Annotated in this window: 11 protein-coding genes; 1 reads left to right on the forward strand and 10 read right to left on the reverse strand. The window is 62.6% G+C overall.

What is annotated here, in order from left to right:
- Positions 1-25: 25 nt before the first annotated feature.
- A complete protein-coding gene (gltA, locus tag LB554_RS23985; protein WP_015317794.1) occupies positions 26-1,348 on the forward strand; it encodes a citrate synthase in 1,323 nt (440 codons plus the stop codon).
- Between the two features lie 66 nt (positions 1,349-1,414).
- Here the strand turns inward: gltA and lpxB are convergent, their stop codons facing one another.
- The 10 genes from lpxB to LB554_RS24035 form a co-directional block, all read right to left on the reverse strand.
- A complete protein-coding gene (gene lpxB, locus LB554_RS23990) occupies positions 1,415-2,593 on the reverse strand; it encodes a lipid-A-disaccharide synthase (protein WP_015317793.1) in 1,179 nt (392 codons plus the stop codon).
- Complete coding sequence (locus LB554_RS23995) at positions 2,586-3,500, reverse strand: LpxI family protein (RefSeq protein ID WP_411962648.1); 915 nt, start codon at positions 3,498-3,500, stop codon at positions 2,586-2,588. Before LB554_RS23995 ends, lpxB begins: the two co-directional genes overlap by 8 nt.
- Entirely contained in the window at positions 3,472-4,305 is an 834-nt protein-coding gene (lpxA, locus tag LB554_RS24000) for an acyl-ACP--UDP-N-acetylglucosamine O-acyltransferase (RefSeq protein WP_224587269.1), read from the reverse strand. Before lpxA ends, LB554_RS23995 begins: the two co-directional genes overlap by 29 nt.
- A gap of 13 nt (positions 4,306-4,318) precedes the next feature.
- On the reverse strand, positions 4,319-4,786 hold the full coding sequence (gene fabZ, locus LB554_RS24005; RefSeq protein WP_015317790.1) for a 3-hydroxyacyl-ACP dehydratase FabZ: 468 nt from the start codon (positions 4,784-4,786) through the stop codon (positions 4,319-4,321).
- The gene (gene lpxD / locus LB554_RS24010; protein ID WP_224587271.1) at positions 4,779-5,834 is read right to left on the reverse strand and encodes a UDP-3-O-(3-hydroxymyristoyl)glucosamine N-acyltransferase; all 1,056 of its coding nucleotides are present in this window, start codon (positions 5,832-5,834) and stop codon (positions 4,779-4,781) included. The genes fabZ and lpxD overlap by 8 nt, the downstream gene beginning before the upstream one ends.
- A 73-nt stretch (positions 5,835-5,907) precedes the next feature.
- Positions 5,908-8,292 (reverse strand): outer membrane protein assembly factor BamA, encoded by a 2,385-nt coding sequence (bamA, locus tag LB554_RS24015; RefSeq protein ID WP_140873816.1) that lies wholly within the window; start codon positions 8,290-8,292, stop codon positions 5,908-5,910.
- Between the two features lie 217 nt (positions 8,293-8,509).
- A complete protein-coding gene (gene rseP, locus LB554_RS24020; protein WP_015317787.1) occupies positions 8,510-9,652 on the reverse strand; it encodes an RIP metalloprotease RseP in 1,143 nt (380 codons plus the stop codon).
- A gap of 94 nt (positions 9,653-9,746) precedes the next feature.
- Positions 9,747-10,562, reverse strand: coding sequence for a phosphatidate cytidylyltransferase (locus tag LB554_RS24025; RefSeq protein WP_224587273.1), 816 nt, complete (start codon positions 10,560-10,562; stop codon positions 9,747-9,749).
- Positions 10,559-11,293, reverse strand: a complete 735-nt coding sequence (locus LB554_RS24030) for an isoprenyl transferase (protein ID WP_140664120.1) — start codon at positions 11,291-11,293, stop codon at positions 10,559-10,561. Before LB554_RS24030 ends, LB554_RS24025 begins: the two co-directional genes overlap by 4 nt.
- A 32-nt stretch (positions 11,294-11,325) precedes the next feature.
- Positions 11,326-11,652, reverse strand: a 327-nt coding sequence (locus tag LB554_RS24035; RefSeq protein ID WP_224587276.1) for a ribosome-recycling factor, incomplete at its 5' end; no start/stop codon positions are given.

Raw genomic sequence — 11,652 nt, forward strand, 5'->3', positions numbered from 1 at the left:
ATGAGGAAACAAGAAGGAGTTTGCAATGACCGAAGCTGCGAAAAAACTGGATGTGGGCGGCCAAGAGGCCACGGCAACGCTGGAATTCGCCGGCAAGACTCACGAATTCAAGGTGCGAAGCGGCTCGGTCGGACCTGACGTCATCGACATCGCCTCGCTCTACAGCACCACCGGCGCCTTCACCTATGACCCCGGCTTTACCTCGACGGCAAGCTGCGAGTCGGAGATCACCTTCATCGATGGCGACGCCGGCATCCTCCTGCATCGGGGCTATCCGATCGACCAGCTGGCCGAACATGGCGACTTCCTCGAAGTCTGCTACCTCCTGCTCTACGGCGAATTGCCGACCAAGGCGCAGAAGGACGATTTCGACTACCGCGTAACGCGCCACACAATGGTGCACGAGCAGATGTCGCGCTTTTTCACCGGCTTCCGCCGCGACGCGCACCCGATGGCGGTGATGTGCGGCGTGGTTGGCGCGCTGTCGGCCTTCTATCATGACTCGACCGACATCTCCGACCCGTACCAGCGCATGGTTGCCTCCATGCGCCTGATCGCCAAAATGCCGACGATCGCGGCCATGGCCTACAAGTACCACATCGGCCAGCCCTTTATTTACCCGAAGAACGATCTCGGTTTCGCGGCAAACTTCCTGCACATGTGCTTTGCGGTGCCGTGCGAGGAGTACAAGATCAACCCGGTGCTGGCGCGCGCCATGGAGCGTATCTTCATCCTGCATGCCGATCATGAGCAGAACGCTTCGACCTCGACCGTTCGCCTCGCCGGCTCCTCGGGCGCCAACCCGTTCGCCTGCATCGCCGCCGGCATTGCTTGCCTGTGGGGTCCGGCCCATGGCGGCGCCAACGAAGCGGCGCTCAACATGCTGGGCGAGATCGGCCATGTCGATCACATCCCGGAATTCATCGCCCGCGCCAAGGACAAGAACGATCCATTCCGCCTGATGGGTTTTGGTCACCGCGTCTACAAGAACTACGATCCGCGTGCCAAGATCATGCAGAAGACGGCGCATGAGGTTCTGGGCGAACTCGGCATCAAGGACGATCCGCTGCTCGACATCGCGATGGAACTGGAAAAGATCGCGCTGACCGATCCCTATTTCATCGAGAAGAAACTCTACCCGAACGTCGACTTCTATTCCGGCATCACGCTGAAGGCGCTGGGCTTCCCCACCACCATGTTCACCGTGCTGTTCGCGGTGGCCCGCACGGTCGGCTGGATCGCCCAGTGGAAGGAAATGATCGAGGATCCACGCCAGAAGATCGGCCGTCCGCGCCAGCTCTATACCGGTGCGCCGGAGCGCGACTACGTGCCGATCGCCAAGCGCTGAGACAAGTGAGTAGTGAGTAGTGAGTAGTGAGGTTGGAGAGTTTGCTAACTCACTACTCACTACTCACTACTGCCTACTCACTCGCTTGATACACCCCATCACCACCTGCGCCGCGATCTCACCGGACGGTTTGTCCGTTGCCATGCGCCGTGAAATCTCGGCGAACCCGTCTTTCTGCCAGGCGCGCATGCCACTGTCGGCCAACAGCGCTTCCAGCTGGCGTGCCAGATTGTTCGGTCTGACGTATTCGTCGTAGAACTCCGGGATCAACGCGCGATCCGAGATCAGGTTGGGCAGCAGCGCCGACCAGACGGATACGAAATACCGCGCCACGGCGCGTGCGACAGGGTCGAGCCGGTAGCAAGAGATCATCGGCACGCCGGACAGTGCCAGTTCCAGGGAGACGGTGCCGGACGCGATCAACGCCGCGTCGGCCTTGCCGAAGGCCTGCCATTTGCGTTCCGGCTCCAGGATAATCTCGGGTTTTTCATCCCAGCGCGTGACCGCGGATCGTACGGTGTCCGCGACATGCGGCACCGTCGGCAACATCAGCCGAAGCCGATGCCCGCGTGCCCGCAGCATCGACACGGTCTCACCGAACGGCTCGAGCAGCCGCCGCACCTCGCCGCGCCGCGAGCCGGGCAGGACAAGCAGCGTCTTCACGCGGTCTGGTGAAAGATCACGCGGCTGGGCCTGCGCCCTGGCGGCCGACAGCACGCCTGGATCATGCGTCAGGCGATGGCCGACATAGGTGCCGGGCGGGCCACCCAGCCTATCGAGCTCCTTCACCTCGAACGGCAGGATGCACAGGATGTGATCGACATACGGCTTCATCGCCACCGCCCTGCCCGGCCGCCATGCCCAGACGCTCGGGCAGACATAGTGGACGATCGGGATCGTCGGGTTGGCGGCGCGCACCTTTTTGGCGACGCGCAGCGAAAAATCGGGGCTGTCGATGGTGACGAGGCAGTCCGGCTTGGCATCCGCAACCAGCCCCGCCAGCTGACCGATCCGCCGCATCAGGCGCGGCAGGTCACGCAGGACGGCGCTGAACCCCATCAGCGCGACCTCGCTGGCGTCGAACGGCGAAACCAGCCCAAGCGCCTGCAGGTGGCGGCCACCGAGGCCGACGAGCTGCACCTCGCGCCCCGTTATTTGGCGCAGCGACTGGACAATGTCGGCGCCAAGCAGATCGCCTGACTCCTCGCCCGCGACGATTGCGATCTTCAGCGCCCTGTCAGCCATGACCTGACTCCGTTGCGGCCAGGCCGACAATGAACAGCCCAAGGTCATTGGCACGCGAGAGGGTTGCGGGAGCTTCGAGGATCAGGGAGCGTCCCGCCTCGACGGCAATGCCGGCAAGCCCGGCCGCATGCGCTGCTTCTACCGTCTGGGGCCCCATGGAAGGAAGATCCGCGCGCAGCTCCTGGCCAGGCTTGGCGCATTTGACCAGCACACCGCGCGTCTTGCCGGCGATACGGCCGTGGCCGCGCAGCAGCCTGGCGCGGTCCAGCAATCCGGCCGTGCCCTCGATGCCTTCAAGCGCGATGGTCCGGCCGCCGACCGCGATCGCCGCCTGGCCGATATCCAGCGCCCCGATGGCTTTTGCCGCGGCAAAACCTGCCTCAATGTCGCGCCAGTCCGACTTCCGGGGCGTGGCCCTGGTCAACACCCCTTCGGCGGCGACAAGGTTCGGCACGATCTCGTGGGCGCCCACGACCTTTATCCCCCGGGCCTCGAGCCCGCGCGCCACCACCTTGAGCAGTCCATCGTCGCCGCGCGCCAACGCCATGACGACGACGGGTATCACAGCGAGCAGGCTGAGGCTTGGGCGCATCTGTGTCAGCCTTGGCCTGCGCTTAATCTCGCCGGCAAGCACCAGATGCGTAATCCGGTTACGCTTGAGCAGCGGAATGAGCGATCCTATCGCCTCCAGGGCAAGGGTCTCATGCTCGTAACGGCACAATTCAGCCAGGCGGTCGGCCTCACCGTCCATGAGCACGACGAAGGGCGGATGACCCTGTCCGGCCAAACCGGCAGCGACTTCGACCGGAAGGCTGCCGCCGCCGGCGATGATGCCGACCCTGGCACCAGGCGGGAGATCAAGACCAGCCGCGGCTGTCTCAGCCTTCGTCATCGGCATCGTCGCCATCGCCGCCCTTGAGCGATGGCACCGCATAGTGCCGCTTGCCGCGACTGGTGATGAAGTCGATGATCTTCATCGCTGTCGGCGACGAGGCGAACTCCACCTTGGCGAACTCGATGTTCTCGCCGACGGTGCGGGAGCGGTCGAAGATCGTCTTGTAGGCCTTGCGCAGCAGATGGATTTCGGAACGCGGCAGACCGGCGCGCTTGAGGCCGATGATGTTCAAGCCGCGCAGGCTGGCGCGGTTACCGACGGCGATGGCATAGGGAATGACATCACCGACAAAAGCCGAGCACCCGCCAAGAAAGGCGTTGTCACCCACGCGCACGAATTGATGTACGGCGCTGAGGCCGCCAATATAGACGTTGTTGCCGATCTCGCAGTGGCCGCCCAATGTCGCCCCATTGGCGAAGGTGGCGTTGTTGCCGACGGCACAGTCATGGGCGATATGGGCGTAGGCGAGGAAATTGCCATTGTCGCCGACCGTGGTTTCGCCACGGCTGGTGTCGGTGCCGACATGCATGGTCACGCCTTCGCGGATGGTGCAGTTGGCGCCGATGACCAGCGTGGTGCGGCCGCCCTTGTGCTTGGTGTTTTGCGGCGGTGCGCCCAGTGTCGCCATCGGATAGATCTTGGTCGACGCCCCGATAGTGGTCGCGCCCATCACCGAGACATGGCTGACCAGTTCGACCCCGTCGCCGATCACGGCATCGGCGCTGACGTGGCAGAACGGCCCAATGCGCACACCCTGGCCGATCTGGGCGCCTTCTTCCACGACGGAGGAAGGGTGGATTGACGTCTTGATTTTCATAGGCACTCGATCGTCAGTCGCCGGTGACCATCATGGCTGAAATCTCGGCCTCGGCCGCCTTGGTACCTTCGACCAGGGCTTCACAGGCGAATTTGAGCAGGTTGCCGCGCTTCTTGATTTTCTTGACATGGATCTTCAACTGGTCGCCGGGGACGACCGGTTTGCGGAATTTGGCGTTGTCGATGGTCAGAAAATAGACCAGCGATGGCTTCGACGCCCCGAGGCTGCGGATGCAGATGGCTCCGGCCGTCTGGGCCATGGCCTCGACGATCAGCACGCCAGGCATCACCGGCTGCTCCGGGAAATGCCCCTGAAAATGCGGCTCGTTTATGGTCACGTTCTTGATGCCGATGGCGGAGTCGTCGCCGTCGATGTCCACGATGCGGTCGATCATCAGGAAGGGATAGCGGTGCGGCAGGAGCTTCATCAGCCCCAATATGTCGACCGCTTCCAGCGTTGTCGCCGCCACCATGTCAGCCATTGTCCTTGCCCTGCTTGCGTGCCCTGGCCATCGTGCGCAACATGGCTATCTCTCGCATGGCTTCCGCCATCGGCTGCGCCGGATAGCCACCCCAGATCTCGCCGGCGGGAACATTGCTCATAAATCCACTTCTGGCTGCAAGCTTGGCACCTGTACCAATCGTCAGATGATCCGCAAGCCCGACGCCGCCGCCCATGGTGACATTGTCACCCACCACCACGGAACCGGAAATACCCGACAGTCCGGCCACAATGCAATTGCGGCCGATGCGGACGTTATGGGCGATCTGAACGAGATTGTCGATCTTGGTGCCTTGCCCGATGATCGTATCGGACATGGCGCCACGATCGACGGTGGAATTGGAGCCGATCTCGACATCGTCCTGGATCACGACGCGTCCGATCTGTGGAACACGTTCCGGCCCCTTGGCGCCGCCGACAAAGCCAAAGCCGTCCTGGCCGATCCTGGCGCCACCATGGATGATGACCCGATTGCCGATCAGAGCGTACTGGATACTGGCGCCCGGGCCGACATAACCGTCACGGCCAATCTGGCAGGACTGTCCGATGACGGCGTTGGGCGCAATGACGGTGCCGCTGCCGATCGAGACACCTGGCCCGATGACCGCGCCGGCCTCGATGATAGCACCGGCTTCGACATGCGCCGTCGGATCGATATGGGCATGCGGCGAAACACCGGTTTCACTGGTCATTGGCCCCGGCGTGGCGGCTGTCGGGAACAGCAGGCGCCCAACCAGCGCGAAAGCCTGCTGCGGCCGTGGATGAGTCAAGACAGCGACGCTGGAAGGCGCCTTGTTTGCGAATTCGGCCGTGCACAGGACCGCCGCCGCCCGCAGCGACGGCATCAGCGCGGAATTACGCCTGCCGTCGACGAAGACAAGCGTATTGGCGCCGCCTTCATTGGCCGGCGCCAGCGCTTCGATCAAAACGTCGGATTGGCCGGAATCGACAAGCACCGAGCCGGTCAGATTCGCGACTTCGGCCGCCGTATACCGGCGTGATGGCGCGAAGAACACCGGATCGGTCATTCCAGAAGCTATATCCAGCTAGGTCGGAACATTTCTCCCGGATCCAAAACCCGGGAGCATCGTTGGCCGCCGATCAGAAGCGGGTCGATATGCCGAAGTTGAATTCCTGCACGTCGTCGCTCGCTTCCTTTTTGACCGGGATTGCATAGTCGATACGGATCGGGCCGAACGGAGACGCCCACATCAGGCCGAGACCAACCGAGGCGCGTATCTGCAAGCCGGTCGAGTCCTGATTGACCAGTGACTGATCGGCAATCTTGTTGCCGTAGAGCGTCGCCGCATCGGCGAACACCGCGCCACGCAAGCCGAAGCTCTCGGGAATAACCGGGAGTGGAAATTGCGCCTCGGCCGAAGCGTTGAAATAGGTCGTACCGCCAAGGTGATCGCCACTGGTGCCGGAAGCGACGGGGCCGATGCCACCGTAGGCAAAGCCGCGGATCATTCGATCGGTGCTCTGGAAGTGGTCGAAGATGCGCAGATCGCCGTCGCTGCCGTAACCCTCGACATGTCCTGCACCACCCGAAAGGAGGCCGACAAGGTCAAGCTGCTCGGACAGCGTCTGGTAGATGCTGCCGCGCCCGGTGATCTTCACGAATTTGGCATCGCCGCCGAGACCCGCGACCTCCACGGTCGTGTTGGCGTAGATACCCTCATGCGGGTTCTTCATGTCGTCGATCGTATTATAAACCAGTCCCAGGCTGACCGAGGACTTAATCCACGGACTCTGATCGATGCCGTCCAGGATGGCCTGCGAGATGTTACAGGTGCCGCCGGGAGGATTTGGAGGATCGGTAGGGCCGCAACTATCGTCGACCTTATATTTCTCCTGCGAGATGTTGTACGCCAACTGGGTCGTGATGCTGTTGGTGATAGGCAGTCCGAAGCGGATCGTCGCGCCGGTGGTGTCGCTGTCGTAATTGTTGTTGTATTCCCGCGTCGACTTGAAAATGTCGAAGCCGGCTGCGATGCGCCGCCCGAGGAAATAGGGCTCGGTGAAGGACAGGCTGTAGTCGCGCGAATTCTTGCCGCCACCCGCCGACACTTTGATGAACTGGCCGCGACCGAGGAAGTTGCGCTCGGTGATCGATCCTTCGACGGACGGTCCAGCCGAATCGCCGCCGGTCGAATAGCCGGCGCCAACCGAGAATTCACCCGTCGACTTCTCGACCACGTCGACCACCAGCACGACTTGGTCAGGGGCCGAGCCAGGCACGGTCGAAATGTCGACTTTGTCAAAATAGTTCAGGTCTTCCAGACGCTTCTTCGCGCGCTGGATGAGCACCTGATTGAACGCATCGCCTTCGCTGACATCGAATTCGCGACGGATGACATAGTCACGCGTGCGGTCGTTGCCGCGGATCTCGATGCGCTCGACATAGGCCTTGGTGCCCTGGTCGACGGTGTAGACCACCGAGATCGTGTGGTTCTCGAAGTTGCGGTCGCCGCGCGGTGTCACCTGGGCGAAAGCATAGCCGGAACCAGCCACCTTCTCCGTCAGCGCAATGATGGAGTCTTCGACGTTCTTGGCATTGTAGACATCGCCCTTGCGGGTTTCGACCACCGATTCCAGCGACTTGGAGTCGACTTCCGGAATCGTGCTTTCGACGCTGATGTCGCCAAAATTGTAGCGCTCGCCTTCCTGGACGGTGATGGTGACCGTGTATTTGTTGGTCGCATTGTCGAGCTCGCCGACGGCGGACACGACCTGGAAGTCGGCATAACCGTGATTGTAATAGAAGCGGCGCAGCAGCTCCTGGTCGGCGCGCAGCTTGTCTTCGTCGTAGACGTCGTCGCGCAGGATGAACGAGACCCAGGACGAGCGCTTGGTGTTGATCACATCAGACAGGCGGCGGCTGGAATAGGCGCTGTTGCCGACGAAATTGATTGCCGCGATCTGCGTGCGATCGCCTTCGGTGATGTGGAAGACCACGTTCACGCGGTTGTCGCCAAGCTCCATGATCTGCGCGGTCACGCCGGCATCGTCACGGCCGATGCGCCTGTAGGCGGCCTTGACCGCCTCGACATCCGAATCCAGCGTAGCCTGAGAGAACGTGCCGCGCGGCTTCAGCTGAACCGCCGCCTGAAGCGCGTTGTCCTTGAGCTTCTTGTTGCCCTGGAACAGCACCTGGTTGACGACCTTGTATTCCGAAACCTTGACCACCAGGGTCGAGCCGACCTGGTTGATCTGGACATCCGAGAACAGGCCGGTGCCGAACAGCGCCTTGACCGCGCTATCGACATCGGAGCTGGAGAAGGCCTTGCCGGGCTTGATGGTGATGTAGTTGCGGATGGTATCGGCGTCGACACGCTGGTTGCCGCTCACCTCCACCCGGCTTACGACCGCGGCTTCGGCCGCCGATGTGGCAACGAACTGCACTGCGAGCGCACCTGGTACGACCAGAGCGGCGGACAGTGCCGCCGCTGACGCGGCGTTTAGAAACTTGGATGCTGCCTTCATCGGGCTTAATAACCTTTTCTCGTAGTCCCCACGGCGAGAAAACCGGACGTGCGGTCATTTCCCCTACCGTATTAACCGGATTTTCCCTACACGCAAGGCTTCTGGTTAATTTGTATTTACTTAACCCTGGTGCGTGGCTTTCGCGTCACTCATATCCCCGTGCATGGTAAACGGCGTCTCAACATCCGCCATGCTCAGGCCAAATTCCTTCATGATTTCAGCACCCAAAGAGATCGTTCCAGAACACGAACCCCATGAAGCACAGCACCAGAAGCAGACCGGCCCGATAGGCCATTTCCATCATCCGTTCCGACACCGGCCGGCGGATGACGGCCTCCACCCCGTAGAACAACAGATGGCCGCCGTCGAGGGGGGGAATCGGCAAAAGGTTTAGAATGCCTATCCCAACGGACAGCAGCGCGACGAGCTGCACCAGCCATTCAAAACCGAGTTTGGCCGCCTTGCCGGCCATGTCGGCGATCTTGACCGGGCCACCCAACTGGCACTTGTCCTCGCGCCCGACGGCGAAGCGCTGCAGGAACTGTCCGGTGCGCTCGATGACGTGGCCGGTTTCCTCAACGGCCGCCGCAACGGCTCCGACCGGGGTGTAGGTGATGAGGCGGGGCTGGCCGAGTTCCTTGTTGTTGACGACGCCGATCACGGCGACCTTGACCTTGTTGCCGAGCGCGTCCTCCTGCTCCATCAGCTGCGGCGACGCGGTCACCGTGACCTCCTTGCCGCCGCGCAGCATGACGAAGGTGATGGTGTCGCCGGCGCGGCCCGAGACCAGCCGCTGCACGTCGCCGAAGGTTTCGACCTTGCTGCCGTCAACGCTGACGAATCGGTCGCCTGGCAAGATGCCGGCCTTGGCCGCGGGACTGTCTGTTGTAACCTCCGCCACCATGGGCTCCGCGACATAACGCCCATAGGCGGCAAACAGCACGGAAAAGACGACGATCGTCAGCAGGAAGTTGAACAGCGGCCCGGCCACCACCGTTGCCGCGCGCTTCCAGATCGCCTGGGTGTGGAAGGCAACCTTGCGTTCCTCGTCGGTCAGCGTTTCGAGTTCTTCCGATGTCGGCTGGCTGGAGGTGGCGTTCATGTCGCCGACAAACTTGACATAGCCGCCAAGCGGTATGGCGCAAAGCTTCCAGCGCGTACCATGCCTGTCGTTGAAGCCGATGAGCTCCGGACCGAAGCCGATTGAGAAGGCCCTGACCCCGATGCCGCACCAGCGGCCGACGAGATAGTGGCCCATCTCGTGAACGAACACCACGACGGTCAGAACGAAGAGAAACGGCACGAGCGTGCCGAGAAAGAGGCCTTCCGTGCTGAAAATCGCGTGAAGAATCTCGTTCAATTCAGGCCCTCAAGTTCTTCCGCGTCGCTGCGTGACTGTGACATCAATACAGGCGAATCCAAGGCGCCCGCGCCAGATCGTGGAATGACACCGTTCAAATGGGAAACAGCCCCTGTGCCGGATGCTCGGCGCCCGCCGCGATCCAGCCGATGACGTATAGGGCAAGAGCGGCCGCGACAAGCCCGTCGACACGGTCCATGACGCCGCCATGCCCAGGGATGAGCACGCCAGAATCCTTGCGGCCGTGCCGCCGCTTGACCCAGGATTCGAAGAGGTCGCCGGCCTGGGCGACGATCGACAGCACCAGCGCCACAATACCCAGCAACGCCAGGTTGCCGGCGCCGGCGAAGGCGGCAAGCAGAAGCCCTGCCACGACACCACCAACCGCCCCGCCGAGGGCGCCGCTGCGGGTCTTGCCGGGCGAGATCGAAGGCGCCAGTTTGGGCCCGCCGACGGCACGCCCGACGAAATAGGCAAAAATGTCGGTTGCCCAGACGACCGCGAACAGGAACAGAATGGCGACGAGGCCCGAATGGTCGCCGTCGCGCAGCAGGGCAAGCGACAGGCCCGACATGCAGGCATAGGCAAGGCCGCTGGCGTCCCACTGGCCGATCTTGCGAACTCCAGCGGTGATCGCCGCTGTCGCAACCAGAATCACGACGAGCGGCAGCAGCCACCGTGCGGGCAGGCCGGCAATCAAGGCGCCGACGAAAATGACCATTAGCGCTTCCGGGAGAAAACCAAGCCCGTCGGCCGCGGCGGGCCGCGACATGCGTGTCCACTCGTAAAAGATCATTGCCGCCATGACGGCGCACAGCAGCCGGAACGGCAGGCCGCCGAGCCAGGTCAGGCCGAGGGCCACAATGGCCAGCACGACAGCCGACATGACGCGCAGCTGAAGGTTGCTCATCCCGCGGCCGGCCGCGAAGCAACGTCCTGCGGGCCCAGTCCGCCGAAGCGGCGCTCACGGCCAGCATATTCGCGCAAGGCCTCGGCGAAATGCTCGCGGTTGAAGTCCGGCCAGTAGCACGGCAGGAAGACGAGTTCGCTGTAGGCGGCCTGCCACAACAGGAAGTTGGACAGGCGCAGTTCGCCGCTGGTGCGGATGACCAGCTCCGGATCGGGAATGCCTTGCGTGTCGAGAGAGCCGGCAAAGCTTTCGGCTGATATAGCCTCGCTGTCCATTTCGCCGCGCGCCACGGCCGCCGCAAGCTTGCGCGCCGTGCGGACGATCTCGTCGCGTCCGCCGTAATTGAAGGCGATCACCAGCGTCAGCGAGGTGTTGTGGATCGTCAGCGATTCGGCCTCGTCGAGCAGCCCCCTGATGTCCGCCTGCAGCCCTGTGCGGTCGCCGATGATCCTGACCCGTACGCCGCTCTGGTGCAGCTCGGCAAGGTCGCGACGGATGAACAGCTTCAACAGACCCATAAGGTCGCTGACCTCGGACTTCGGCCGCGACCAGTTCTCCGACGAGAAAGCGTAGACGGTCAGGAAGGAGATGCCGAGACCCGGGGCGGCGCGCACCGCCTTGCGCAGGGCCTCGACGCCGGCGCGATGACCGGCGAGCCTCGGCATACCGCGCGCCTTGGCCCAGCGTCCATTTCCATCCATGATGATCGCGACATGCGCGGGCGTTGTCATGATCTCGCTTTCGGGTCAGCCAAGGGCCAACCCTAAACCTGCATAATTTCAGCTTCCTTGTCGGAAAGCAGATGATCGATGGTGCTGATGGTTTCGTCGGTAAGTTTCTGGACCTGGTCGGAACGCTTGCGCTGATCGTCCTCGCTGATGTCGCCGTCCTTCTCCGCCTTCTTCAGGAAATCCATGCCGTCGCGGCGCACGTGGCGCGCGGCGACACGGGCGTTCTCTGCGTAGCCGTGCGAGATCTTGACCAGTTCCTTGCGGCGCTGTTCGTTGAGCTCCGGCAGCGGAATCCTCAGATTGGTGCCATCGACGATCGGGTTGAAGCCCAGATTGGATTCCCGGATCGCGCGGTCGAC

The sequence above is a fragment of the Mesorhizobium sp. CO1-1-11 genome, assembly GCF_020164995.1.
GTDB classification, from domain to species: domain Bacteria; phylum Pseudomonadota; class Alphaproteobacteria; order Rhizobiales; family Rhizobiaceae; genus Mesorhizobium; species Mesorhizobium australicum.

What these genes read in the sequence shown, in the direction of transcription:
- gltA (WP_015317794.1), top strand. Translation starts at nt 26, where the DNA reads ATGACCGAAGCTGCGAAAAAACTGGATGTGGGCGGCCAAGAGGCCACG.
- lpxB (WP_015317793.1), bottom strand. Translation starts at nt 2,593, where the DNA reads ATGGCTGACAGGGCGCTGAAGATCGCAATCGTCGCGGGCGAGGAGTCA.
- LB554_RS23995 (WP_411962648.1), bottom strand. Translation starts at nt 3,500, where the DNA reads ATGGCGACGATGCCGATGACGAAGGCTGAGACAGCCGCGGCTGGTCTT.
- lpxA (WP_224587269.1), bottom strand. Translation starts at nt 4,305, where the DNA reads ATGAAAATCAAGACGTCAATCCACCCTTCCTCCGTCGTGGAAGAAGGC.
- fabZ (WP_015317790.1), bottom strand. Translation starts at nt 4,786, where the DNA reads ATGGCTGACATGGTGGCGGCGACAACGCTGGAAGCGGTCGACATATTG.
- lpxD (WP_224587271.1), bottom strand. Translation starts at nt 5,834, where the DNA reads ATGACCGATCCGGTGTTCTTCGCGCCATCACGCCGGTATACGGCGGCC.
- bamA (WP_140873816.1), bottom strand. Translation starts at nt 8,292, where the DNA reads ATGAAGGCAGCATCCAAGTTTCTAAACGCCGCGTCAGCGGCGGCACTG.
- LB554_RS24025 (WP_224587273.1), bottom strand. Translation starts at nt 10,562, where the DNA reads ATGAGCAACCTTCAGCTGCGCGTCATGTCGGCTGTCGTGCTGGCCATT.
- LB554_RS24030 (WP_140664120.1), bottom strand. Translation starts at nt 11,293, where the DNA reads ATGACAACGCCCGCGCATGTCGCGATCATCATGGATGGAAATGGACGC.